Below are 26625 nucleotides of genomic sequence, written 5' to 3'. Positions count from 1 at the left end.
TTTAGATAAATTTTTCGCAAAATAGACGCAAACAATATTCAATACATTTAGACTAAAACACTATAAATAGATACCATATGGCTTATAATGAGCAATTGGCCAATCGGGTAAGAGAACTACTCATTGACAGAGAGGATGTAATAGAAAAAGAAATGTTTAGTGGAATCTGCTTCATGGTAGATCATAAAATGTGCGTCTGCGTTTCGGGAGAGGAGCTGCTCTGTCGTATAGGCAAAGAAAAAGTAACAGAGGAATTGGAAAATGGCAATTGTCGGAACATGATGAACAACGGCCGACTAATGAAAGACTATGTTTACGTGGAGGATATCGCCATTAACAACCAAAAGAAACTAAAATATTGGGTAGACCTCTGCCTTGCATTCAATCCACTAGCCAAATCAGCTAAGAAAAAAAACATGTAGGAGTATGTAATTTTTTTATGAAATATATGTCTGATGTATAGTGATTTATATGTTTTAGTTGCTAATCTTGTTGAGGAAATTCGATTATGAGAATAAAAAAAATCAATGGACGGCGATCTGTTCGATGCTCTTATTGCTCGTTGTTGGGTTTTCAGGTAATGCGCAGGATAAACAAAAGGAGATTGAGCACCTCATTGCCACTTATCATAAACTGGGTAAGTTTAACGGAACTATTCTTGTGGCGGAACAGGGAAAGGTACTATTGGAGCGGGGTTATGGCTTTAAGAATATCCTTAAAGGAACGATGAATGACCAAAATACGATTTACCAGATTGCTTCGGTAACTAAGCCCTTTACTTCGGCGGTGGTGCTAAAGTTGGTGGAATTAGGAAAGTTGCACTTGTCTGATTCCCTTAGTAAGTTTTATCCTGGTTTTCCTAAAGGTGACAGTGTAACGATCAGACATTTGTTGTCGCATACCTCAGGAATTTCAGATACAAGCACGAATGTTATAGAGGGAACTAAAGAGAAAATATTTATTGAAGCCTTAAAGAGACGGAACTTCAACTTCAAGCCGGGAACAGACTGGAGATATAGCAACGATGGATATATATTGTTGGGATATATTATTGAGAAGGTAACAGGCTTGAGTTATTACGATGCGGTACGTAAATATGTGTTTACACCTTTGAGAATGCATCAAAGTGCTTTTGATTTTATCAAATTGAATGATAGGAATAAGGCGACAGGGTACTGGGACTTTCCGTTAGATAGGAACATTGATAAGGCAAAACTGATTGGTTTTGAAGGGCCAAGGGCTGCGGGGTCGATCTATTCGACAGTGGGGGATCTTTATAAGTTCCATGTAGGCTTACAGCATGGGGAAATTGTGGATGATAGTTTGTTAGCTAAAGCGCATATACACCTATTCGTGGAAACTATGGGTACGGCTGGCTCATCGATTCTGTTTTCAGGCGGAAGATGGTCCACCATAGCGGAGACTTATGGGGTTTTAAATCGGAATTTGCTCGTGTCCCAACAGATGACATATGCATTGTGATGCTAAATAATATTGAGGATGTAGACTTGCATGTGATCTCGCTGAAAATTCTGGCAATCTTGTATGAGGAGCCATACCAATTTCCGGCAGAGAACAAGGTTCATTTGGATAGTGCAACTTTAGCAGGTTATGAGGGGGACTATCAGCTCAGACCAGGACAGTTGATCGGATTGAAAGTAGATCATGGCAGATTAATGTCCACGACTAACATCAAGCAGGAGATGTATGCACAGGAGAAAGATATATTTGTGCTTGATAATGGCAAAGAACAGCTAACAATTAGCTTTGAAAGGGATACTGATGGCAAGGTGATTTCGTTGTCTTTTTTGAATACCGATAGGAAAATGGTTTGCAAAAAGTTAAAGTAGTACTGGTTTTACCAAATTCTACTGGCTCAATTGGCTTCATTGGTTAAGTATACTTATAATGAGCAGGAAAAGCGTTACTTCACTGAAGGTGAGGATCTCAATCTGATCGTGAAATTTTTAGGGCAGCTGGCACCAATGGAGACGATTTCTGAATATTCGAACTATAGGAAGATCTAATAATTTTAACTGTCAGGTCAAAATTTGAATTGACAGTCGTATTGACTATTATTTTCTGTATAGAGGACATCTTTTTAATAAATACTCCAAAGGGCTACTATATGAACCATCGGTATTGCTTAAAAAGGCTTTATGGGTTTGGTTATAAATGCTGGCGTTATTGTCCATATAGATATGCAGGCTTACCGCTACATCATATCTTTGAACAGCATTGCTTGAAGTTGAACCATAAGAAGAAACTCCTTTTACATCTTTGTCGCCATCACGTTTCACTTTAGTATTTGAATTTTCACTTGAAGAACTGGTCTGGTAACCTTTGTTTTGGGTAACCACGCCATCAACAACATATTCAACACCAAGGATGTCGCAGATTTCTTTCATGGTAAAGTTCATCATTTTGTCTTTAGTGATCCCTGCTTTGGCCAAAGTAGCATTGGTTGTTCTTGGATCGAGAATTGTATATCCTGCAGAATGCTGAGAGAGGAATCCATAAGTGTCCTCCTGTGCTTTAAGACCAATTACCTCTGCTCCGGGTTGATTGTCCATCAGATAAGTGAATGGCAGAATCGCTATTTTATTATGATGATCGACAGGAGTAGCTGACATGCTCACATCATCTTTTTGACGTTCCTGAGCTGGAAGGTTCTGTTGGCTGATGACTTCTATTCTGCCACTGGAGTACACAATCTTAGCGATATCAGATTTTTTGATGATGTATTCAGCTGTTTCACCGTTGTATATGAAGGTAATATCGCTATCAGTGATTCTGACAACCTTTCCTTTCATTTCTTCACCGTTTAGTTTTTGGATAATGTCTTGCTTTGTCGTGTTTTTTGTTTGTGCAAAAAGATGAACTGAAATCAGACTTAAAACAAGCAATACATAAAGCTTTTTCATAGGGTTGAGATTGATAAGTAAATATAATTGTTTTAGTTTTTAATGCATCCTCATGTCGCTGTTTTTTTGTCGCTGTTTTATTAGTGTTTCACAAGGTATGGAATAGCATAAATTTAATTCTAATATGGCCAGTTCGGAACAGGAAGATTCTTCTTAAGCCCTAATTTCAAGCTTATATCCTTTTCCGCGTATAACTGCAATTTTTATATTCGGATCAAATTCTAGTTTTTTTCTAAGTTTTGATATGAACATATCCAGACTGCGCCCTACAATAACACCTTCATCTTCCCATATCTCTTTTTGCAGTCGGCTTCGCTCTATGGTTTCGTTGGGCGACAATGCAAAAATGAGCAATACTCGGGTTTCCGTTCCGGTTAAATCTATTGCCTTTCCATTTATGGTGAGCTTCCTGTTCTTCGCATCGAACAACACTGAGCCCAAAGTGTACATGCCAGTATTCTCACCGTGAGTTAAAGCTCTTCGCGGCTTAACAGATCTCAGAAAAATAAAACCAACAAATGCTAAAAATGGCAGGCTGCCCAATAGATATTTATTCTTTGTTGTATTTATGCCCGTCGACTTAAATTTAATGTTGATCATGTAATGTGCTCTGGGTTGCACTCTGCCTAGACAAGCCATAATATCATCTTTTTTATTTTTGGATATAGCGTATCCATAAGCTACACTAGAGTTGCCAGAGTTTAGAACGTTAACAATATAATCACCTGCTAGGGGGTCTTGAGCCAACAAACGCCTGGTAGTATTTACCAGGGATTCGGGTTGAAAAGTTAGATCATTCTCAAACCTGATTTGGTACTCATTTTCAGCGATCTTTTTTACAGGAAGAACCCTGGATGTACTGTCTCCCGACTGTAAAAGTATTTCATGTCCGATCCGACGGAGCAAAACTTCCTTTCTGGCAATATCAAAGTCGTTACCATCAGTTACACTAGAAGCTGCGCAGATTACAGTAATAAACAAAAGCAGCATGAATCCAAAGAGGTACTTACCTTTTCCGGACAGAAGATTTCGGCTATTAAGCATAGTGTCAAGTTTTTATTTACAAAGTTTACATTTTTATTTACAATCCAAATTCTCTGCGAAGAAAAATATCAAAGTAGTTTCGTTGAACCAATTAGAAAAGATATGAAAAATAAAAGAAATGTTTTGTATAGCCTGATTATCATGCTGGCTGGAGTAATCTATTTTCCGGTACAGGCTCAGCAAAAAAATGTTGCTCAGGATGCAGTTGAAACCAAAGACGTGTCCACTTCTCAGGGGCCTAATAGAATGGTTCGTACCATCAAGCAAGATAGAAAGGGGAACATTTGGCTTGCTTCTACTGAAGGTATTATTAGATACGATGGAAAATTGTTTACTAATATTACAAGTAAAGCAATGCAGGCTCGCTTTTTTTCTGTTTTAGAAGATAAAAAAGGAAATTTTTGGTTCGCTTCTGTTGGTTCAGGGGTTTATTACTACAATGGGAAATCCTTTCAAAATTATACAACAAAGGATGGGCTTGCCAGCGACCGCGTCACTAATATTTATGAAGATAAAACCGGGAATGTTTGGTTCGGTACTGAAGTTGGAGCAAGCCGTTACGATGGGAAATCCTTTCGAAATTTTAAAATGAAAGAAGGGCCAGTTCCTACTGGTGCTGATTCTATCCATGTATCAGTTTACCAACATCCGATTCCAGAAGGTAGTTGGATGCATAATGATGTTAATTCTATCATTGAGGACAAAACAGGAAAATTTTGGTTCGGTACTAGGGGATATGTTTCCGTTTATGATGGAAAGACATTTACCACTGTAACCAATAAAGAGGGTAAATCTTTTGCGAATGTTCGTTCGATAATTAAAGATAAAAAAGGCAATATTTGGCTGGGAGGTTATGATGGCCTTTGGCGCTATGACGGTATTACATTTACCAATTTTGCCCAGAAGTTTGTTGGGAATATCTACGAAGATAGAAAAGGTAATATTTGGACTAGTTCAGAAAGCACTTCGGGCAAGGGTTGGTCACTTTTACGATATGATGGAAAGACATTGTCTGATAATAAGCCTATTGTAACTGAAGTAAAGTCTGGAGAACCAATGATTTTCGGTATTATAGAAGCAAAAGATGGAAGTATTTGGTTTGGTACGGTGAACGGAGTTCATCGTTATGATGGAGTTACTTTTAATGACTTTAAGGCTAAATAGGGGGTAGGTGTTCGGCAGCGTACGGCCGCTGTTCAATAATGAACGGTTTCCGCCGTAGATTTGGAAAGAAAGCAGGGTGCAACAGTGATTTAAAGCATTTGCTGATCTTGGCACTAACTTGGTGAATTGCAGTTCAATCTTATCTTTAACCAATAAACCTTTGCCGCCATGTTCAGACTCAATTTAAAAATCGCTTTGCGAAACCTCTGGAGAAACACGACTTCTTCAGTGATTAATATTGTTGGTTTGGCAATTGGTCTGGCATCCTGCCTTTTACTGCTCTTGTACGTGAACTACGAATGGAATTACAATAAGGGATTTAAAGATGCCGACAAGGTTTATCAGGTAATGATCAATTTCCAGGACGCATCAGGAAAGGTTACCAGTACCTATAGTGCTCCAGGGAATGGCATCCACAGCGCTATCAAAAATCGTGTGCCGGAGGTTGATGCGGTAGCACGCCTGGCCGGAGGCGGGGAAACGCTTATTGCCAATGGCAGAACAAGCTTCAAAAAGGTGGTATTATTTGGAGATCCTGAGCTATTGAAGATCTTCAATTTCGAATTTATAGCCGGTAATCCCGCTACAGCGCTTGATGTACCCAATTCTGTTGTGGTAACAGAACGGACTGCAAAGCTGTTGTTTGGTGGTGTCAATGTGCTGAACAAAAGCATCAAATATGAAAACGAAAGGGATCTGACAATCACTGGGGTGATCAAAGACGTTCCGAGTAATACTGCCCTTAAGTTCGATTATGTATTGCCCTGGTCTTTTTTAGAATTGATCAATGAAAATGCTAGAAATTGGAATTGGGGCAGCTTCAGCTGGCCGGTGGTGGTAAAGGTAAGCGACCCCCAAAAAGTGGATTTGATCAACAGCAAGATCAAAGGTCTGTTTAACGAGCAAAGTCCCGATACCAAAGGGGAGAATTTCATATTTCCATTAGCTAAAATACACCTCTACAGTAAATTCGTTAATGGAAAAAGTGTTGGTGGTGACATAGAAAAAATTTATCTGTTTATCGGTTTGGCCTTTGGCATCTTATTGATCGCCTGCATCAATTTTATGAATATGGCTACTGCCAAATCCGAGCGCAGGGCAAAGGAAGTGGGCATAAAGAAAACCATTGGAGCCACAAGGGCTTCACTGGTAATGCAGTTCCTTACCGAAGCGATGGTACTGACCTTTGGAAGTGTATTGCTGGCTATAACCGTTGTAGAGCTGACTTTGCCCATGTTTAATAATTTGCTGGGTATAGAGCTTGTAATAGACTATGGTAATGTCTGGTATTGGCTGGTTATTTCTGGTATGGTAGTACTAACCGGGTTACTATCAGGCTTATACCCTGCGCTGTTCCTCTCTGCTTTCAACCCTGTTCAAACTTTAAAAAGAAAGGCCGCAAGGGAAAAGGCAATCCCTTTGAATTTGAGACAGGTATTGGTTGTGGGGCAGTTTTGCTTCGCCATTATGCTAATCATAGCTACCCTAGTGATCTACAAACAGATCGATTTCATTAAGAACAGGCCTATTGGCTACAGCGCAAATCTACTGGCAGAAATGCCGCAGGAGGGCGAGCTCTCCGGCAAATTTGAGGTATTCAAATCGGAAGTTCTGAAAACAGGTGCCGTCACCGCCGTTAACCAGGCGGCTGGCAGTCTCTCGGGCGTGAGTAACTGGTTTACGGGTTTCGAATGGCCCAACAGGCCTCCAGGAGCCGAGGATATTCGTTTTAACCGTTTGGAAACCAATTATGATTTTGTGAAGACCAGCGGTGTGGAGCTGGTTGCAGGGCGTGATTTTTCTAAAGACTTTGCCTCTGATACAGCAGGGGTTCTGCTGAGCAGCTCTGCGGTGAAGGTGATGAACCTTCAAAACCCGGTGGGCACAAGGGTGAAATTGAATGGTAATGATTTGCATGTGATTGGGGTATTTAAAGATATCATTTGGGATTCGCCATATGAGGCTGAGAAACCGATGGTTATCAATTTTAATAAGTATAATGGTTATAGGATCAACATGCGCCTGAACCCGGCCAACAGTTTGAGCCGGAATGTGGAATTGATCTCAGCCGTTGCAAAAAGGCTCAATCCGGCTTATCCGGTCGAAATCAAGTTTGTAAACAATCTGTACGCCCAAAAAATGCAGTCTGAAAAGATCCTGGGCATACTGGCCAACCTGTTTGGCGGCATCGCTATATTTATTTCCTGTATGGGGCTTTATGGTTTGGTGGCTTACAGTGCGGAACAGCGCACGAAGGAATTTGGTGTGCGTCGTGTACTGGGCGCCTCAGTGAGCAATATTATGAGATTGCTGTCGGTTTCATTCTTGAAAATGGTATTTTTTGCGGCTTGCATTGGCGTACCATTGGCTTATTACCTGATGAACAAATGGCTCACTAATTTTGAATTCCGGACAAGCATACCTTTATCCATTGTACTGATATCAATAGTGGGCACTGCTGTGATTGCTTTTCTGACGGTCAGTTTTCAGGCGTACAAGGCTGCTAAGGCCAATCCTGCGGAGGCGCTTAAGTATGAGCAATAAGAGAGATATCTATTTTTCTAGCTTGTTCGTTTGCGTCAAACTTATATATTAGTCGAAACAAAATATGTATGTAATGAACGAATATAGTATGTAACTACTGAAGTGATGAGGAAAAGGCTTTTAGATCTCTTTATTCTTTATTGGATCAAAAACGCTAACACGCTTTTTTAAGGCAAAAAATCAATGAACAAGCGACGTAATCTAAGGATATCATATTCTAACTAAAGAGCCTAACTGAAATGAAAAATCTACTTTACCTTCTCTCTTTTTTTATCGTTTTGTCTTCTTGCTCCAAAAAGCATTCTAAGCCAGATTCGGTTTATCAATATAATCGGGCAACTACAGAATTGAGACAGCAGATAACCGTTTACGCCGTTGAGGAAAAGGCAAGCGTGATTATCGAAATCAAGTTCGCTGCCAATCGGGAGGCCAAACAAGCCAAAGTAACTGGGATTGAATTATTCTCTGCAAATAATCAAATTGATAAAATAGCCAACTTGGAACTGACTTCCGAAAGCCTTAGCACGTTCTATACGTATCTTTTCCATACAACCTCACTTAAGGAAGGAATCAATTCCTTCGCCTACACCTTGCAATATGAGGACGGTTTTCTGCAAAAGGGTAGCTTCAATGTTTATGCTATAAAGGATAAAAAGATTGGTACTTGGTGGGATAAAATCAGTTATACCTATCTGGATACACTTCATGTGCTTGGAAAGATGGTAACTCCAATCAAGAGCATATCAGAAGTTAAGGGTAGTGCGTCAACCTCATACCATAAAAAACAACCTAGTTTGTCTCTAATTGACGGTCTTTACGGCGAGGTTTTCGCATTATTCGATAATGACAAAAAAATACAAGCTATTTATGTTTATAATGGAACAAATCGAATTGAATCTTTCATTAATGTTACTCTAATTAAAGATGACCTTCTGAAAGTATATCCTGACTGTAGTGTTACAGAATCTTCTGATAAGAGTAGTTATATTCTTAAAAATTCTGCATTTACTTTCAGGGTTTATAAAAGTGGAGAAGATTACTTTACCGAAGTAAAAAAGACTCCATGACAAGGTAAAAAAAGCCCTACAGGATACCCATGAGAACACAGAGGTGTGCAGGAAATTGTCAATACAAGAATATATAAATAAATTAAGGATGAAGTTAAAATTTACTGATCATCCAATAAGATCGATGTCATTTGCTCAGGATTATCTAGAAATCCCTTGTATAATTGATAAGTATCGGTCTCTTTATATTTCACTTTATTAATTCCTTCGGGTGTCATCTGATAAATTATAGCGTCGGGATAGGCTAATATAATCGGTGAATGTGTGGTGATAATGAATTGAGAACGTTTGTTAACTAATTTGTCCATTTGCGCTAGCATCGCCATCTGGCGAGTGATAGACAATGCAGACTCCGGTTCATCTAAAATATAAAGCCCTGAGCCTCCAAACCGATTCATGAATAGTGCCCAGAACGACTCTCCATGAGATTGCTCATGTAAAGACTTGCCCCCATAAGAATTGATGATGCGTCCCCCTAGCCCTGGTTCTGAATCTCTCGAATCTATCTCAGATGCCAGGTTATAAAGGCTCTCGCTCCTTAAAAAGAAACCATCTCGCATCCTCTGTACACCCTTAGAGATTTTTAAATAGTTATGTAAGTTAGAGTGTGTAGCCTGTGTGTCGAAGTTAAAATTTCTACTACCACCTTCTGCATTAAATCCTAAATTAACTGCTATTGCTTCTAACAAGGTTGACTTACCCATCCCATTTTCGCCAATTAAATAGGTCACTTTTGGGTGAAAGGTTTTTTAAAAACATCAAAGAATTCCTCTTACTTCATTTAACTTCATTGTCATGGAAACAGCACTATTTTCTACCCATACATTGTATTCTTCAATCGCTTGTAGCCTTATTTCATTATCTAAATAACCATCATCGACCATTTGCCTTGATGCCGCAACCTGAGACCAAATCCCAACCTTAGAAATAAAGTTTTGATGACCTCTTTCATAATGCTCGTCTGAATTGATTTTATCAATTGAATTCAAACCTATTTCCTCTAACAATGTGGTTAGGTCATCTGCTATGCCATTGTTCATTCCAGCATCTGATCTCCATTTCAAAAAAGCATTATAAAAAATACGCATGCTTTCAGGTGGTTCTGGAACCCATTTTAAGTTGTTGTGATTATAATCCAGGATGGAAATTTGACCTCCTGGTTTTAAAAGTGACTTCATTTTTAATAACGCCTGTTTAGGATTAGACAACCATTGAAGTACTCTTGCAGCAACAATCAGGTCAAATTTTTCAATAGGCTGAAAGTCAAACAGGTCAATATGGATTAATTCAAGGTTTGTTATGTTGTGATAGGTTAACTTGCCACTTTCGATAAATTTGGAGGTATTGTCTATTCCGGTTACTTTCCCCGTTTGACCAATTAATTGCGCTATGTCTTTGGAAATCGCACCTGTCCCACATCCTACATCCAAAACTGTCATTCCTTTTTTTATGATCGATTCGAGATTGCGGTAGTCGGCCTTTAACGTTCTATTGTCAAATATCTTTGTGCCTGTTTGTTCGTCCCGTTCAATATGTTTACTGGTCATCATGATGTTGATCTGCGTTTAGAAAGCAAAATAGGGATTTTTGAGCAGACATTCATAATCATCTACTATCCATGCAGGGCAAACACATTAAAATTTCAGCTAGTATTATCACCATTTCTTCGAGCTTGCTTGCAGCTGCCCTAATCAGTTTAAGTCAAAAGGTCGACGGACAATTGTCACTTAAAGGACTGTTATAGGACTAATAGTCCTATAACAGTCCTTTAAGTGACCTTCAATACCCGTATATCAGGTGTTTTCTAATACTAGCTGGGTCAAAGCCACATACCAGCCAGCACAGAGTTGCTATTGTTTTTGTTGCTTTTTTCATAGATGAAATGTGGTTAAAATAAAAATGGACCGTGTCGCAATTTCGATTTTATGTCGTTTTAAGTCGCATTTGTCGTTTTTTGAACCTTTATATATTCTCCAAATGATAGTCAGCTTAGCCTAAATGCATTAAGAAGTTATTAGTTTAAGCAACTATTTTAATGCGTTTGCCCTGTACTAAGGGTTTAAAATACTGTAATTGTTTGAAATGCCATATATTAGGTGAAAAGAATTGTCTTAAATCTTAAACAGGAATGGCTAAACGAGAATCTTCAATTCTAGATGCAACTGAGTTGTTGAAAACAAAAGGAGGTCTTTTTACGGAAGTGTTTAAACATGGGACACTTTTGGTGGAATTTTATAAGCCAGAAAAGGTGGATATGCAAAAGCCTCATGATAGAGACGAGATCTATGTTGTTGCTTCTGGAACAGGGACTTTTATTAATGGAGAAAAAAGTGGAAATTTCAACCAGGAGACTTTTTGTTTGTTCCTGCCGGTGAGCATCATAGATTTGAAAATTTTTCTGACGACTTTAGTACATGGGTGTTTTTTTATGGACCCGTTGGTGGTGAACAATAGCTTGACAAGAATTTACAACTTAAGGTTTTTAAAACTCCCAGAAAATCGGAGTTAATTGCACCAATAAGTGAATAATATATATGAAGAGATTATTTTTAAGTTTTTTGATGGGGATGTATTATCTCACAACCTATGCCCAGCCAACCACCACCAAATGGGCTTTGCCTGATAATTTAAATTTGATTTCTTTTAAGGGATTGGATAGCTCTCTTTCTGTCCCTGATCTCAATCATTCAAAAGCCGATATTGAGATCAGGCTATACGCCAGTGGAAAGCATTCGAATTTGAGATCAATGACAAGTCTCATTTATAAAGACAACCAATTGACTGCTACCTATTATTCTCGAAAATATAGGGCCATCAATGACCCGGTTGATGCCGTATTCCCTGTCAACATTAGTGAGATAAAGCACAAGAAGCTGGATTCCGTATTTTTTGGGTTAGTAAAACACAATGTTTTCATCTTGCCAGACCAGTCTCAAACCCGTAGGCCGCATACTATAATCCCTTATGTCATTTTGGTTAAATCGAATGACCAGATCAGGGGCTATCGTTTTCAGAGTACCAGTTTGATTGAAGAGCGCGACAGTCAGGAGTTCAGGGAATATAAAGCGATTGTTGGATTGTTTTATTACTTGAATGATGGTTTTCCTGAGAAATTATAATTTAAGGTAATTCACAATAGAAGGAATTGAATTCTCCAGTGATTTTATGTACTTATAGGGTGCATGTACGAAAATACGATCGTTGTCTTCCAGACTTCTAGTAACGCTATTTAACAGTTCATTAGCCTTGAGGAGCTCAAGATCGTTGTTTATAGATATTAAGTTCGGGCTTTTTAATGCTGTCCTCAACTTCTCAAAATCCATGTCGACTTGATGAGATTTTGTTGCTGAAATTATTCCATAGCCTGTAGCGTTTTCACTAAAACGGCCTATGGATGCTTCATAATAAGTAAACATTGTATTTGAGCATAGAAGCCTGGCACTCATTACATTCCAGAAATCATTATAGTTTGTAAAATTCTTGAACATCTGTTCATATTTTAACACATAATGAAATGTTACCGCCGAGCAGACATCTTCTCGTTTATATTTCGGCAACAGCGAGTAAAGGCTATTACTTGTCTGCGTAGCCCAGTTGTATACAGGCAGATCATTCTTAGCCCCTAGATATCTAATCAGGCCGGGTTCGCCTGCTAATTTTATATTTTCCTGTTTTTTAGCATAATGTTCAGGAAAGTCTTCAATAAGGATAATGGATGGCTTGAAAGCTAATAAGTCTCTAGATAATTGATCATTCTGAGAGATCTCTGGGGTTGAAGATGACCATAGTAATAGTTCTTTATTTCCAACCTTTATCTTGCGATAGTAGGGGTGCTCCAAAGAATCCTCTTCAAGGGATTCAATTTGTGTAATTTGTTTTTTCGGTTTAAACTCATTGAAGGATTCCATGTACAGTGGAAGAACTTGTTTCATCACCTCCTTATGCTGAGCTCCTGTTTGTATGAAAATTCTATCATTGTTTTTAGCAAAATCCCCAATGGTCTTTAGCAAACGTTGATCTCTAAGCTGGAAAAGTTTTGACTTAAGTTTGGCAAGTGCACCATTTTCGAAGTAATTATCCACTGGCGCCCAGTCTTGCTGGCTAAGATTCGTACTATACCCCAAATTAAAGCGCCTTTTAAAGATTGATTTGAAGTGTTCTGGATTCCATTCCTCCTGAGATAAAGGTATTCCCATGACCGACAACTCCCTTGATTTACTACTTATTAAAATATCTAGGGCAGAATTAAGCGATGACACCAAATTACGCAGCTTCAGACAATGGAAAAATAGATAAAGATCTTCTCTGGAAAATTCCCTGCGTAAGAGATTATACATTTCTCCCAAATCCAAGTCCCATACATAAGCTTCAACTCCATTTTTATATGCCAGATAGCGGAGAAAGCCACTATCAGCCCCCATCGAAATGTTTTCTTCACTTGTTGGGTGCAAATAAGATGTTATAGCCTCCACGAAAACAACTTGTGGTGAAATTCTGTCGAATTCCAGTTCTATCTGAGTAAACATCGTATCCGCAGGATTCCTGAGTCCATGGTTTGTACCAAATACACTAATCTTTTTACCATAACCATCAAATTTGTAAGCATCTAGTGCAAATTTTTCCGGCGTGGGACGATCGTATATATTCTTCAATATTTTATTAATTTTCGCGGATGGCTGGACCTGGGATTTTGAGTCCACTACATTTAGGCTAAACAATATAGCCACCATGATTGTAATGCGAAAAAATATGATCCTAGTTTGCCCGTTTATTATCATAATGGACAGGATGAGTTAGTACAGTTTGGTTTCATGCTTATATTCGGTTAACTAAGATAGTATAAAATTTTGCGTTCAATGAACGTCTTTCGTCACATTTTTCGCCCACTCCGTCACATTTATCTAAATCAAAGCTTTGGCTAGGGTACTATTGTTTAATTTATTAAATAATCAAAGAATAAGACCCTAAATTAACAATAATGAAACCCTATTTGCTTCTTCTTTTCTGGTGCCTTAGTGTTAGCTCGTTTGCACAAACTGCACCTGATTCTACTTATCGATCTGACTTCACAATGGAAGATGTTAGCTTCAAGAGTGTGGGAGTTACTCTAGCAGGCACAATCTTTAAACCTAAGGTCACCTATGCAGCGCTAGTCTTGGTGCATGGCTCTGGTCAGGAAAAAAGGATGGCGGGTGTGGCTTCACTTTTGGCGAGAAACGGCATAGCGGTATTAACCTATGACAAACGTGGAGTGGGAAAATCGGGTGGGGTTTATGCTGGCCCGGAAGTTGGAACAAACAATATTGATTCTTTAAATCTCAACTTATTAGGCTTAGATGCAAGCGCTGCGGTTAATGCCCTGTTAGCTCATCTGCCGGCCAAGCATGGGCCGTTGGGCTTAATGGGGTTTAGTCAGGCCGGCTGGATAATTCCTTTGGCTGCTAAAAATAATCGTAATGTGAACTTTATGGTATTGTTTAGTGGACCAATTGTTACAACTCTAGAGCAGCTGCGATTTCAGTTTTATACGGAGGGAAATTCCAACTTTTGGGAAACGCATACTGAGGCTGAGGCACGTGAGCATACACGTAACGACCCTGATCGGTATCAATTTGTCGACACCGATCCGTGTGATGCGCTCATCGCACTCTCTGTTCGTGGACTGTGGCTTTTTGGTGGTAAAGACTTACAAATTCCAGTAGTTTTATCAATAGAAAATCTCAATGCGCTTAGAGCACAAGGTAAGGCTTACGAGTACAAGTTGTTTCCAGAATTGGGACATAATACAGCCTTCTCGAAATCACAAGAACCTTTTAACACTGCTATTAGATGGATTAAAACTATTATTTGGGTAGATTTAATTGAAAAATAAGGTGGTTATGGGGACGCTTTTGAAATAATACATTAATTTAGGCTTATAAAACTAATATAACACAATCTAATTAAACCAAATATTAAATGAAGCAAACATTAAAACCAGGCTTAGCTGCAATGCTTTTACTTGCAATTACGGCATGTAATGAACCAAAAAAAGTTAATTTATCGGCAACTGTGACTGATAGTGTTACCACTACTACTGTTCAGTTGGATAGTACTAAATTTCAGAAAGAAATTGATGGTAAAAAGACCAATCTATATGTGCTAAAAAACAAAAACAACATGCAGGCTGCTTTTACCAATTACGGTGGCAGATTGGTGAGCTTACTAGTGCCGGATAAAAATGGCAAGCTGGTAGATGTAGTAGTTGGTTTTGATAGCGTTGATGGTTTTGTGAATTCTACGGAACCTTATTTTGGTGCTACAATTGGTCGTTATGGTAACAGGATTGCAAAAGGTAAATTTAGCCTTGATGGTAAACCGTATACTTTGGCTACCAACAATGGTCAGAATACGTTGCATGGTGGTAAAAAAGGGTTTCAGGCAGTAGTTTGGGATGCAGCAATGCCTAATTCGCAAACACTGGAACTTACTTATTTGTCGAAAGATATGGAAGAGGGCTATCCTGGAAATTTGAAAGTAAAGGTAACTTACAGTCTGAATGATGAGAATGAGTTGAAAATGGATTATGAGGCTACTACTGATAAAAAAACTGTGGTTAACTTAACTAATCATGCTTTCTTTAACTTGAATGGTGAGGGTAGTGGTGATATTTTAAATCATGATCTTCAGGTGTTTGCAGATCTTTATACTCCTGTTGATACTACCTTGATCCCTTTGGGTAAAAATGTAACTGTAAAAGGTACTCCATTTGATTTTACTACTGCAACTACTATTGGTAAACGTATTGAAGAGGCAAATGATCAGCTAAAAGCGGGTAAAGGTTACGATCATAACTTTGTGTTGAATGGTACTAAAGCTTTAGGTATGACTCATGCGGCTACTGTAAAAGGTGATAAATCGGGTATTGTAATGGATATTTATACTCAGGAGCCAGGACTACAGTTTTATAGCGGTAACTTTATGCAAAGTAAAAATGTGTTTAAAGGTGGTGCAAAGGATGATTTTAGAACGGCAATCGCTTTGGAAACTCAGCATTTCCCTGATTCTCCAAATCAGCCGGCATTTCCTAGCACGGTTTTGAACCCGGGACAAGTTTATAAGACTAATTCTATTTACAAGTTTAATAAGTAAGGGTAGGTAAGGCTCGTCATCTTTAATTCATTCAAGATGACGAGCTTATTAATACTAAGCGTTCTTAATCAGTATACTCTCCAATACATTCGCTACATCATCACATTTATCCGAAGCGATCTCCATAGTTTGCAATACCTCTTTCTGTTTAATCAACTCAATCGCATCAAATTCATCATCAAATAGTGAAGCTAACGCAGTGTTACATATAAGATCTGCAGTACTTTCACCTTTGTTTATTTTAAGGCAGATCTCTGCAATTAACCTAGTGTTTTTAAAGTTTCTAAGCTCTAAAATTGCAGTGTTCAAGTCCTTGCACATATCTACAAGTAAAGCAGCCAGTTCTTTCATAGGCTTTGAGATGATCTTAATGTTGAACAAATCCATGTTCATGGCCGAAGCATAGATATAATCGGCAATATCATCTAAAGCACTTACCAGTGCATGTATGTCTTCACGATCAAAAGGGGTGATGAATGTTTTGCTCAGACCCAGAAATATGGTATGTGTAATATCATCACCTACTTGTTCCAGCCGTTCAACTTCCTTAATATGTTGCTTTCTTTTTTCCTGATCGGGAGTGTTTACGGCAACTAACAGCGTTTCGGCGATTAGTACAAGATTGGTGCTTGCCTGCTCAAACAAGGGTTGAAATGTTTTGTCTTTAGGGCTAAAAAAATTGAATACTGAGTTCATGGCATTTTGCTTTTAACAAAAATATCATTGCAATGTTAAGCCACTATAAAGTTTAGTGCCTATTTAACAGTGTTTTACTTTTGAAAAATGCAGTTTATAATGGATTGTTACCTATTTTAGTAGAAATAGATTAACGCAATAATGAGATTTATTAAAGTATTGATAATTTGTCAACTGGTTGCTTCTGCTGTGTATTCGCAAAAGAAATCGCTTATTCCTCAAGAGCATCTTTCTTTCCTGGAAGGCATGACCAAGGATGTTCTTGAGGCGTCGCGTATTTATCCGGAACAGTTTATCTCGAAAGAGTTTGGTACAAATAATACCGGTGGAATGTTGATTAGACCCGGTGGCAGAGATGCTTATCCATCTTTTTGGATTAGGGATTACGCCATGTCACTTGAAACTGGGCTCATCTCCAAAAAGGAACAAGTGCATATGTTACTGTTGACTGCATCAACACAATGCGACCAGTCGTGGATTACGAAAGGAGGTAGTCTTGTGCCTTTTGGTGCTATTGCCGACCATATCAGGATTGATAATAGCAAGCCTATTTATTTTCCTGGTACTTACAACTATGAAGATCAGGGTACAGCTGAATGGGGAACGCTTCCGCCTTATTGTGATCAGTTCTTTTTTGTTCATATGGCTTATTACTATGTTAAAAGCACGGGCGATAAGAAAATATTGCAAAAAGAGATAAACGGAACTCGGCTGATTGACAGGTTAAAAGCTGCGCTTAGTGTGCCTCCTGAGGATAAAGATAGTCGTATGGTATATGCAACTGAGGCCATTAGAGGAGTTGATTTTGGCTTTAGGGATGCAATTAAGATTACCGGTAAGCTGAGTTTTGCTTCTATTTTGAAGTATCGTGCTGCAAATGAACTGGCAGAGCTACTACAACTACTAGGGGCTAAGGATGCTGGGCAGTATACGGAAGTTGCCACTGCAATAAAGAAAAGCCTGCCCGGTATTTTTATGGATAGTAGGGGGATGTTACTTGCCTCAACCTGCAAAAGCAATCAACCTGATGTGTGGGCAACTGCTTTGGCTGTTTATTTTGGGGTGCTGGAAGGGAAGGATTTGGAAAAGGCCTGTGTTTTTTTGACTGCTGCTTATAAAGCAGGGACTTTAAGTTATAAAGGTAATATCCGCCATATCCTAACAACTGATGACTTTAATGAGCGCACTGCCTGGGAAATATCTATGGCTCAAATATATGTTTATCAGAATGGGGCCTATTGGGGTACGCCCACTGGTTGGGTTTGTTATGCGATTAGCCAAGTTGATAAGCAATCGGCATTGAATCTAGCTAATGAGTTTATTTCTGATTTGAAAGAGAATGATTACAGGAAACAGGGTTTATTTTCGGCACCTTATGAGTGTTTTGATAAATTAGATTATAGACAAAATCCGCTGTATCTTACTACTGTGGCCTGTCCGTTGATTGCATTTAGGAAGATGTTTTAAAGTGTTTTGCTTGTTTTGGCTGTTCTGCATGTTTTGCTTGTGATAAATATTATTATCTTGCTTTCCTATTTTAACAATCGATGATAATAATAATACAGTGTAAGGATCAGATTGGGCTGGTTGCCGATATTTCGCAGATATTATCTGAAGCAAAACTCAATATCGTTTCCATGAGGGAACACGTAGATAAGGCCGAGAGTATGTTTTTTATGCGCCTGGATGTAGATGGTTATTCTGATGAAGTTGTACTTACTGAAAGTATGCGTCGGATTTTACCTGAGGGCGCTCTTATTCATGTTAATCCTGTTTCTGAAAAGAGGATAGTGGTATTGGTTACCAAAGAGTATCATTGTCTTGCCGACATTTTAGTGCGCAATAACTTTGGTACTTTGGGCGCTACCGTTGTTGGTGTTATAGGTAATCATGATATCCTGCAAAAGATTTGTGATCGTTTTGATATTCCTTTCTCTTTAATTTCATATACTGATGTTAGTGGTGATCCGGAGCTGGAAATGATTGACAAGATCAATAGTTATAGTCCTGATTATGTGATTCTGGCTAAGTTTATGCGGATTCTTTCGCCTCGCTTTGTCGCTAGTTTTGCCGATAGGATCATTAATATTCATCATTCGTTTTTACCTGCATTTGCGGGCGCAAATCCGTATAGGCAAGCTTTTGAAAGAGGGGTGAAGCTGATTGGTGCTACAGCACACTTTGTTACCAATGACTTGGATGAAGGACCGATAATTGCCCAGCAGATTATTCCGGTAAACCATTCGTTTACTGCCGCTGATATGGTAAAATCTGGTAAGGAGATTGAAACCGCTGTTTTGGCAAAAGCAATGAGGCTTGTATTGAGCGATAGGGTATTTGTTTATAAGAACAAAACCGTGGTGTTCGACAATTAGGAGCTTTTACTGATGCAGGTGTAATTGGTTCTTAAGTTCCTGGATTTCTTGTTGCATATGATCTACTTTTTGTAGCAGGTGCCTTATCGCATCTATACCTTCTATATTGATTTGTAAATCGTAATGCAGGTGGATATACTTGTCCAGTTCACCAAACTGTTGAATATGTATGTATTTCTCTGAATTAACAATTGTTAATGAAATGATTCCAGAGTCTTCAAGTGATATAATAAATGAAGGTTCGATATCATATTTGAAGCAATATTCTGTTATGGTTATTAATTCTGTTTCCATAGTTAATTAATTTTAGGGAATTGCTTTAGCAATTTTAGAGATTAGCTTTAGCCGATGTTTTTTAGTTCATTAAAAAGTTCCTTCTGTTTCTCGGTAAGATCTGTGGGTATTTTAACAGTATACGTTACAAAGAGGTTTCCAAATTCACCATCTTTTTTATACACGGGGAAACCTTTGCCTTTTAGCCTTACTTTAGTGCCATTTTGAGTTCCGGGAGCTACTTTTAGTTTCACTTTACTATCCAATGTCGTTATTGTTGCTTCACCACCAAGTACTGCTGTATACAAATCTATTTCTGTATGGGTGTACAGATCGTCTTTAAGTCTTTTAAAATGAGGATCGTCGCTAATGTTAAAGGTGATGTATAAATCGCCATTAGGACCGCCGTTGGCACCCGGTGCACCCTGATCTGGCAGTTTGATGATTTGTCCATCGGCAATACCTGCAGGAATGGTTATCCTTATGTTTTTGCTATTTACTGACAGTGTTTGCTTGTGTGTATTGTAAGCATCGCGAAGCGATATATTAATTTCGGCCTGATAGTCGTGCCCTTTAAATTTACGACTTCCTCGTCTTGATTGTCCTCCGGCATTTCCAAATAAGGATTCAAAGAAATCCGAATAGTCGCCACCACCGGTAAAACTGCCACCAGAACCAAAATCATCGCTGTTAAAATCGGCACCATTGAAACTTCCACCTTGTTGACCAGCTCCTGAATACGCATTTCTGTTTTGTTGTTGCGATTGTTTTGCCTGTTCAAACTGATCTGCATTTTTCCAGTGTTCCCCATATTCATCGTATTTCTTGCGTTTCTCAGGGTCACTTAATGCTTCGTTAGCCTCATTAATTTGCTGAAATAGCTTGTTGGCATCTTTATCATTGGGGTTTAAATCAGGATGGTATTTTCTGGCCAGTTTTCTGTAGGCCTTTTTAATATCATCCTGCGTAGCACTTTTCTTGAGTCCAAGGGTTTTGTAGTAATCTATAAATGCCATAATTAAACTGTTTTGTCATTTATCCTAAGATACTAATTGTTGATTTTGTTTTAGTTATTTAGTTTTTTTTGATAGTTATTTAATGAGTGATGTGTGTACTTATAAGAAAGTTAAGCGTAGAGATGAGGCAGACCGTCCGTTTGGTGCTAAACGTGAATCCTGGACTTTGACCTTCCTGCTTTCTTAAGACTGGTATCTAAAAAATGATCAATGCCAGTTGTGGCGTAGCCCAACAGTCTCGAATTTTCGCCAAGCTCAGAAGATACAATTGTTGTTTTCTCTCTGATTTGGGTCATACAATAGGTGTTGATAGCTTGTTGCATCGGTAGGGTGATGTATTGCTTTGCTTCAGCAACTTTTCCACTTAAAATAATGAGTTCGGGATTAAAGAGCTGAATTAACACAGCGATCCCTTTTCCCATATAGGTGCCAATGTTAGATAACAACTGGATGGCATATTGATCGCCTTTATTTGCTGCATCAATAATAACCGGAGGTTCAATTCTTTGCAGTTCCTCATTAGAGAGTTTGTTGAGCATAGAGTTTTTGCCTGATAAGATACCTTCCTTTGCCATTTCTGATAAAGCATTGCCTGAGGCAACAGTTTCCAAACAACCATGTTTGCCGCAATAACACAATGCACCATTCTCTACAAAGGGTATATGGCCTAATTCTCCTGAAAAACCACAGGCACCTTTTCGCAATTTGCCATCCATTATAATTCCTAATCCAACACCCCAGTCCATTAGCAATATCAAAGCATTTTGCTTGCCCTTTGCCATTCCATGGGTAAACTCTGCCATTGATGATCCATTTACATCATTCTGTATCACGACAGGAAGTTTCAGCATTTTCTCAAATGCTTCGGTTAAAGAGGTGTTTTCGAGATCGCTCAGGAAATAACTGTAGCTTTTACCTTTCTCGGAATCAATTAGGCCAGGCATCCCCACACTACAGCCAATTAATTGGTTGGTGCTTATTTCATTAGCCTGAAGGATATCCTGCACATGTGTATTTAAGATACTAAAGAAATCTGACCTGCTACTTTTTGAGATTGGGAGAGCGATCGTTTTGGCATCAACTATATAATTATAGTTGTTATCCATAACAGCTATTTTGGTATGGAATAATTGTATATCGATACAGATAATCAGAATTTTTTTATCCTTTAATCCATATAAATCTGGCTTTCGGCCACCCATTGATATGCCGTAGCCTTTCTTTTCTATCCAATCTTCCTCAATTAAGTTGGTGATGAGTTTTAAAACACTGGGTGAACTCATGTTCATAGTATGACATAAGCTAGAGACCGAACATGGACCTAAATTAAAAAGATGTTTAACAAGCTGGTATTTAGAAACCAGTTGTTTGTCGCGTGTTGATTTGGTTATGTTATTTAATAGATGAAGATCCATGGCTTTAATTACTCTATTTCGTTAAATATAGAGAACTTATGTTAAAAAATCATAAAAGTATTTTTAATACGTAAATAATTAAACAATGTTTTGCGTTTTTGACAATTTCTCCCTAATATTATCAATGCAAGTATTCAATTTAGTGATGCCACTGTAGGTATTATTAGTTGAGTCTTAATACAACCACTTATATGAAACCTAAAGAACCACAAGAACAAAACACCAGAAGAGATTTTATTAAAAAATCTGCGGTAGGACTGGCCGCATTTACTATCGTTCCAAGATACGTACTTGGAGGAACAGGATTTATTGCACCAAGTGACAAACTGACCAAGGCTGTAATAGGCGTTGGCTCTATGGGACGTGGCCACTTTGAATATGATGGCACTCAGGTAGTTGCTGTTTGTGATGTTGATAAAAGACACCTTGATCTTGCAACATCTATGTTGGATAAAGGTGTTAAAACATTTAACGATTATCGTGAACTGATTAAACTTCCTGAAGTTGATATCGTGCACATTGCAACACCTCCTCACTGGCATGGTATTATGTCTGTTGACGCTGCAAATGCCGGTAAAGATGTTTGGTGTGAAAAACCAATGACCCACACTATTGGCGAAGGTAAACGCGTAATGGAAGCTGTACAAAAGCATGGCCGTATGTTCCGTTTAAACACCTGGTTCCGCTTTAAAGATACTTTTTATGGAATGGGAACTACTGTAAAACCGATTAAGAAATTGGTTGACAGTGGATTGTTAGGCTGGCCTTTAAAAGTTACTGTAGGTAAACATACTGGTTACGACTGGAAGTTTTACTGGGTAGGTAAAGACAACCTTGAGCCTCAACCGGTACCTCCTGAATTGGATTACGACAGATGGTTAGGCCCTGCACCTTATAAACCATATAACGCACATAGAGTTCACCAAACTTTCCGCGGATACTGGGATTATGATGGTGGTGGTTTAAGTGATATGGGACAACACTATATTGACCCAATCCAATATTTTTTGGGTAAAGATGATACCAGTCCGGTTTCTGTTGAAATCGATGCCCCACAACAACATACTGATGCGGTTGGAACCTGGAGAAGGATCACATATACATATGCTGATGGTTGCCAGATCATTTTAGATGGTGAAGGAAAGGATACTAACGTACCTTATATTGAAGGACCAAAAGGTAAATTATACCCGGGCTTTAAATCGGATATTCCTGACTTGGAAAGAAAACTTGCTGCTTTCCCTGATCCAACTCCTCAAATGACTGACTTTGTGGAATCGGTTAAGACAAGACAGAAGTTTGCATTAAATGAAGAAAACGGACACCGTTCATGTAATATCGTTAACATCGGATTAATTGCTTTGAGACTTGGCCGTTCATTAAAATTTGATCCGGTAAAACAAGAGTTTATTGATGATGAAGGAGCTAACAGGTTAATTAATCCTGTAATGCGCGCACCATTCACTATTTAATTAAACAAATCTTTTAAACAATTCAGATTAACCTTTACATATATCATAATGATAAAAAAGATATTCTTTATCCTGTTGGCGGTTGTAATGCTGCAAGACGCGGCAAACGCACAGGCAAAAAAAGACGAACGCACCATAGCCACTCGCATTGCTGATTTATTAGCGCAGATGCCTGCAAATGACGGCGGACTATTAACAAATAACGTAAACGACATTGCCAATCTTGGAGAAGAGGGGTACGTAACTTTAATCAGCGGACTTGTGGCTCCTGGTAAAGGTAATAATTCATTAATTGAATACACTGTTGGTGGATTCTCTGCCTATATTACCCAGAACGGAAAAGAGGACTGGAGAAAAATGAGCGTTAGTGCTTATTGCAAGGCTTTACAGAAATTGACTGATAAACAAAATAAATCATTCATCATTAGCCAGTTTGATCTGGTAGGTAAGGATGATGCGGTTTCTTGTCTGCAAGGTTACCTAACTGATGATCAATTGGCAGATCCTGCTGCGAGAGCATTGGTTAAGATTAATACTCCAGCTTCAAAAGCTGCTTTATTAAGCGGTTTGGCTCAGGCAAAAGGTGCTGCTCAGCTTTCAATTATTGAATCGTTAGGTGATGCTCGTTTAAAAGAAGCAGCTCAGCCTATTAATGCTTTAGCTGCTAATGGTGATGCGAATGTAGCTAAAGTTGCATTATATGCACTTGCTTACATTGCAGATCCTTCGTCGGAAAGTGTATTTGCAACAGCAGCTGATAAAAGTGGTTTTAAATATGAAAACACTAACGCTGCAGCGGTTTACTTAATCTACGCAGAGCAATTAGTTAAAAATGGCAATAAAGAACTTGCTGAAAAGATTGCTAAAAATATTATAGCTAAAACAAACACTGATGAATTGGTTGGTGTACGTACAGGTGCTTTAAAAGTATTGGTTGATGCAAATAAAGAAAGTAACCAACAAATTCTTTTAGATGCTGCAGGTGATAAAAATGCTGAATATCGTGCTGCTGCATTGAAATTTGCTGTTCCTTATGTAACCTCTGCTTCAACAGGATTATGGATTAAAAAATTAGGTGGCGTTAATGATGATGCTAAAGCTGGTATTTTAGGCATGCTTGGTCAGGCAGGTGCTAAAGAAGCTTTACCTGCTGTACTGAAATTGCTTAACAATAAAAATCAGAATGTTAAGCTAGCGGCTATAAATGCTGCGGTTAACATTGGTCAGGACCAGGTTCTAGGTGATTTATTGAAGTTAACCGCTAAAGGTGATACTGCGAATGTTACTGCTGTTTCTACTGCTATCCATAGAATGAAAGGAACCGGCATAACTGAAAAGATTGCTGCCGTTATTCCTTCTGCAAAACCTAATGTACAAGTTGCTTTAATTAATCTTCTTGCTTCTCGTGCTGCAAACGGACAGTTAAGTGCTGTTTATACTCAGTTGAAAAGTAAAAACCCTGAAGTACAGCAAGCTGCTTATGCTGCTTTAAGTCATGTTGTTGTTAAAAACAACTTGCCTCAGTTGTTTACTTTACTTAATGAAAGCTCTGGTGCTCAGGAAACTGCTGTACAGGAAGCTATTATTGCAGCTGTAAGTGGTTCTGGTGATAACACTCAACAAGTTGAGTCGGTATTGCAGGAAATGGCTTCGGCAGCTGAAGGTAAGAAATTGCTTTACTACAAAGTACTTGCAAGTTTAGGTGGTGATAAAGCTTTAAAAGCGGTTACCGATGCTTATGCTACAGGTAATGAGCAAACTCAAAAAGCCGCACTAGATGCTTTGTCTTCATGGGCTGATGCTGGTGCTGCTCCAGAGTTAATTGCTATTGCTCGCGAAACTAAAAATGCAGCGTTTTTAAATACTGCTATTAATGGTTACTTGCGTTCGGTTAGAGAAGGTTCTTATCCCGCAGAGCAGAAGTTGCTATTATTACGTAATGCAATGGTTGTAGCTCAAACTAATGAGCAAAAACAACAAATCTTAAAAGATATTGAACAAGCTAAATGTTTTAATGCAATTGTTTTTGCTGGTAAATATTTAGATGATGCTGCTTTGCAACAAGCTGCTGCAAATGCAGTAATGAATATTACACTTGCAGGTTCATATAATGGTGATCTTGTTAAAGGCTTATTAAACAAAACCATTCAGGTAATTACCGGTGGTGATAGTGGCTATCAGAAAGAAGGAATGCGTAAGTATATTTCTGAAATGAAAGCAGGTGAAGGTTTTGTATCTATGTACAATGGTACTGACTTAACTGGTTGGAAAGGTTTAGTTGCTGATCCAATTAAGCGTTCTAAAATGGATGCTAAAACGCTTGCTGCTGAGCAGGAAAAAGCTGATGCTGAAGCAAAAGAGAGCTGGAAGCCGGTTAATGGTGAGCTTCAGTTCATGAGTCATGGAAATAACTTGGCTACTGTTAAAAAGTATGGTGATTTTGAAATGCTTGTTGACTGGAAAATCATTGACGATAAAAAAGGTGAAGGTGATGCCGGTATTTATTTACGTGGTACTCCTCAAGTTCAAATGTGGGATAATGCCCGTACAAATGTAGGTGCTCAGGTTGGTTCTGGTGGTTTATATAACAACCAGACGAATGAAAGTAAGCCTCTTAAAGTTGCTGATAATAAGCTTGATGAATGGAATACTTTCCGCATTATCATGAAAGGTGACCGTGTTACTGTTTATTTAAATGGTGAATTGGTAACTGATAACGTGATCCTTGAAAACTACTGGGATAGAAATCTTCCGATTTTTGCTGAAGAGCAAATCGAATTACAGGCACATGGTTCTCCCGTTGCTTACCGTGATTTATATATCAAAGAAATTCCTCGTGCAAAAGCATTTGAGTTAAGTGCACAAGAGAAAAAAGATGGTTACAAAGTGTTGTTTGATGGTACAAATATGCACAGTTGGACTGGTAACACTGTTGATTATACAATTGAGGATGGAAGCATTGCTATTCGTCCTAAACCAGGTAAAGGTTCAGGTGGTAACTTGTTTACTAAAGAAGAGTTCAGTGATTTTATCTACCGTTTTGAATTTAAATTAACTCCAGGTGCTAACAACGGATTAGGTATTAGAGCACCTTTAGAAGGTGATGCTGCTTATGAAGGAATGGAACTTCAGATTTTAGATAATGAGGCTCCTATTTACAAAGATCTTCATGTATATCAATATCATGGTTCTGTATATGGTACTTTAGCTGCAAAAAGAGGTTTCCTTAAACCAGTTGGCGAATGGAACTATGAAGAAGTTGTAGTAAATGGCCCTAAAATTAAAGTGATCCTTAATGGTACTGTAATTCTTGATGGTGACATTATTGAGGCTAGAAAAAATGGTGCTCCTGATGGACAAAAACACCCAGGTTTATTACGTGATAGTGGCCATATTGGTTTCTTAGGACATGGTTCTCCTGTAGAATTCAGAAACATCAGAATTAAAGATTTAAGTAAAAAAGCTGCGGTTAAAAAAGAAACAGCTAAAAAGAAATAACAATAA

General features: G+C 38.5%; 23 protein-coding genes. 14 read left to right on the top strand and 9 right to left on the bottom strand.

Translation table 11 applies throughout. The annotated features are described in order from the left end of the window. Positions 1–77: 77 nt before the first annotated feature. The 3 genes from J1905_RS13010 (at position 78) to J1905_RS13000 (ending at position 1850) form a co-directional block, all read left to right on the top strand. On the top strand, positions 78–422 hold the full coding sequence (locus tag J1905_RS13010) for a TfoX/Sxy family protein (RefSeq protein ID WP_214227708.1): 345 nt from the start codon (positions 78–80) through the stop codon (positions 420–422). A gap of 67 nt (positions 423–489) precedes the next feature. Next, positions 490–1482, top strand: a complete 993-nt coding sequence (locus tag J1905_RS13005) for a serine hydrolase domain-containing protein (RefSeq protein ID WP_214227707.1) — start codon at positions 490–492, stop codon at positions 1480–1482. Next, a complete protein-coding gene (locus J1905_RS13000; RefSeq protein WP_214227706.1) occupies positions 1482–1850 on the top strand; it encodes a DUF3471 domain-containing protein in 369 nt (122 codons plus the stop codon). Before J1905_RS13005 ends, J1905_RS13000 begins: the two co-directional genes overlap by 1 nt. Before the next feature lie 225 nt (positions 1851–2075). Here J1905_RS13000 and J1905_RS12995 read toward each other — a convergent pair whose 3' ends face one another. Both J1905_RS12995 and J1905_RS12990 read right to left on the bottom strand, forming a co-directional pair. Then, positions 2076–2924, bottom strand: coding sequence for a hypothetical protein (locus tag J1905_RS12995; RefSeq protein ID WP_214227705.1), 849 nt, complete (start codon positions 2922–2924; stop codon positions 2076–2078). A gap of 153 nt (positions 2925–3077) precedes the next feature. Beyond that, complete coding sequence (locus tag J1905_RS12990) at positions 3078–3968, bottom strand: winged helix-turn-helix domain-containing protein (protein WP_214227704.1); 891 nt, start codon at positions 3966–3968, stop codon at positions 3078–3080. Positions 3969–4070: 102 nt separating this feature from the next. Here J1905_RS12990 and J1905_RS12985 point away from each other — a divergent pair, with 102 nt between their 5' ends. The 3 genes from J1905_RS12985 (at position 4071) to J1905_RS12975 (ending at position 8743) form a co-directional block, all read left to right on the top strand. After that, positions 4071–5132: a ligand-binding sensor domain-containing protein gene (locus J1905_RS12985; RefSeq protein ID WP_214227703.1), complete on the top strand. Its 1062-nt coding sequence runs from the start codon at positions 4071–4073 to the stop codon at positions 5130–5132. A gap of 168 nt (positions 5133–5300) precedes the next feature. Next, entirely contained in the window at positions 5301–7676 is a 2376-nt protein-coding gene (locus tag J1905_RS12980) for an ABC transporter permease (protein WP_214227702.1), read from the top strand. Between the two features lie 239 nt (positions 7677–7915). Next, a complete protein-coding gene (locus J1905_RS12975) occupies positions 7916–8743 on the top strand; it encodes a hypothetical protein (protein ID WP_214227701.1) in 828 nt (275 codons plus the stop codon). Positions 8744–8844: 101 nt separating this feature from the next. Here J1905_RS12975 and J1905_RS23810 read toward each other — a convergent pair whose 3' ends face one another. Together J1905_RS23810 and J1905_RS12965 are read right to left on the bottom strand one after the other, a co-directional pair. Then, on the bottom strand, positions 8845–9474 hold the full coding sequence (locus J1905_RS23810; RefSeq protein WP_350027980.1) for an AAA family ATPase: 630 nt from the start codon (positions 9472–9474) through the stop codon (positions 8845–8847). Positions 9475–9501: 27 nt separating this feature from the next. Continuing rightward, positions 9502–10293 (bottom strand): class I SAM-dependent methyltransferase, encoded by a 792-nt coding sequence (locus J1905_RS12965; RefSeq protein WP_250318091.1) that lies wholly within the window; start codon positions 10291–10293, stop codon positions 9502–9504. A 578-nt stretch (positions 10294–10871) separates the two neighbouring features. Between J1905_RS12965 and J1905_RS12960 the strand changes: the two genes are divergently transcribed. Beyond that, on the top strand, positions 10872–11252 hold the full coding sequence (locus tag J1905_RS12960) for a hypothetical protein (RefSeq protein WP_214227700.1): 381 nt from the start codon (positions 10872–10874) through the stop codon (positions 11250–11252). Positions 11253–11277: 25 nt separating this feature from the next. After that, positions 11278–11862 carry a hypothetical protein gene (locus tag J1905_RS12955; RefSeq protein WP_214227699.1) on the top strand — a complete coding sequence of 195 codons (585 nt, stop codon included), beginning with the start codon at positions 11278–11280 and terminating at the stop codon, positions 11860–11862. Here the strand turns inward: J1905_RS12955 and J1905_RS12950 are convergent. Then, positions 11857–13395 carry a hypothetical protein gene (locus J1905_RS12950; protein WP_214227698.1) on the bottom strand — a complete coding sequence of 513 codons (1539 nt, stop codon included), beginning with the start codon at positions 13393–13395 and terminating at the stop codon, positions 11857–11859. The genes J1905_RS12955 and J1905_RS12950 overlap by 6 nt on opposite strands. Positions 13396–13721: 326 nt before the next feature. Here J1905_RS12950 and J1905_RS12945 point away from each other — a divergent pair, with 326 nt between their 5' ends. Next, positions 13722–14615, top strand: coding sequence for an alpha/beta hydrolase family protein (locus tag J1905_RS12945; RefSeq protein ID WP_214227697.1), 894 nt, complete (start codon positions 13722–13724; stop codon positions 14613–14615). A gap of 86 nt (positions 14616–14701) precedes the next feature. Then, complete coding sequence (locus J1905_RS12940) at positions 14702–15874, top strand: aldose epimerase family protein (RefSeq protein WP_214227696.1); 1173 nt, start codon at positions 14702–14704, stop codon at positions 15872–15874. A 54-nt stretch (positions 15875–15928) separates the two neighbouring features. On the opposite strand, the gene J1905_RS12935 is transcribed toward J1905_RS12940, so the two are convergent. Beyond that, positions 15929–16570: a DUF47 domain-containing protein gene (locus J1905_RS12935; RefSeq protein WP_214227695.1), complete on the bottom strand. Its 642-nt coding sequence runs from the start codon at positions 16568–16570 to the stop codon at positions 15929–15931. A 141-nt stretch (positions 16571–16711) separates the two neighbouring features. Between J1905_RS12935 and J1905_RS12930 the strand changes: the two genes are divergently transcribed. Then, positions 16712–18037 carry a hypothetical protein gene (locus J1905_RS12930; protein ID WP_214227694.1) on the top strand — a complete coding sequence of 442 codons (1326 nt, stop codon included), beginning with the start codon at positions 16712–16714 and terminating at the stop codon, positions 18035–18037. 80 nt (positions 18038–18117) lie between these two features. Beyond that, complete coding sequence (purU, locus tag J1905_RS12925; RefSeq protein ID WP_214227692.1) at positions 18118–18945, top strand: formyltetrahydrofolate deformylase; 828 nt, start codon at positions 18118–18120, stop codon at positions 18943–18945. A gap of 6 nt (positions 18946–18951) precedes the next feature. Here the strand turns inward: purU and J1905_RS12920 are convergent, their stop codons facing one another. The 3 genes from J1905_RS12920 to J1905_RS12910 all read right to left on the bottom strand — a co-directional run bounded on the left by J1905_RS12920 (position 18952) and on the right by J1905_RS12910 (position 21517). Next, a complete protein-coding gene (locus J1905_RS12920; RefSeq protein ID WP_214227690.1) occupies positions 18952–19239 on the bottom strand; it encodes a chaperone modulator CbpM in 288 nt (95 codons plus the stop codon). A 47-nt stretch (positions 19240–19286) separates the two neighbouring features. Further along, positions 19287–20234, bottom strand: coding sequence for a DnaJ C-terminal domain-containing protein (locus tag J1905_RS12915; protein ID WP_214227689.1), 948 nt, complete (start codon positions 20232–20234; stop codon positions 19287–19289). A 146-nt stretch (positions 20235–20380) separates the two neighbouring features. Then, positions 20381–21517, bottom strand: a complete 1137-nt coding sequence (locus J1905_RS12910; protein WP_214227688.1) for an ROK family protein — start codon at positions 21515–21517, stop codon at positions 20381–20383. A gap of 323 nt (positions 21518–21840) precedes the next feature. Between J1905_RS12910 and J1905_RS12905 the strand changes: the two genes are divergently transcribed. Together J1905_RS12905 and J1905_RS12900 are read left to right on the top strand one after the other, a co-directional pair. Further along, complete coding sequence (locus tag J1905_RS12905; protein WP_214227686.1) at positions 21841–23121, top strand: Gfo/Idh/MocA family oxidoreductase; 1281 nt, start codon at positions 21841–21843, stop codon at positions 23119–23121. A gap of 48 nt (positions 23122–23169) precedes the next feature. Beyond that, entirely contained in the window at positions 23170–26619 is a 3450-nt protein-coding gene (locus tag J1905_RS12900) for a DUF1080 domain-containing protein (RefSeq protein ID WP_214227684.1), read from the top strand. The last annotated feature ends 6 nt before the right edge of the window (positions 26620–26625 follow it).

The organism is Pedobacter sp. B4-66 (assembly GCF_018492665.1).
Lineage (GTDB): Bacteria > Bacteroidota > Bacteroidia > Sphingobacteriales > Sphingobacteriaceae > Pedobacter.
The sequence above is the reverse complement of the archived record's forward strand: the minus strand, read 5'-3'. Positions and strand labels throughout refer to the sequence as shown.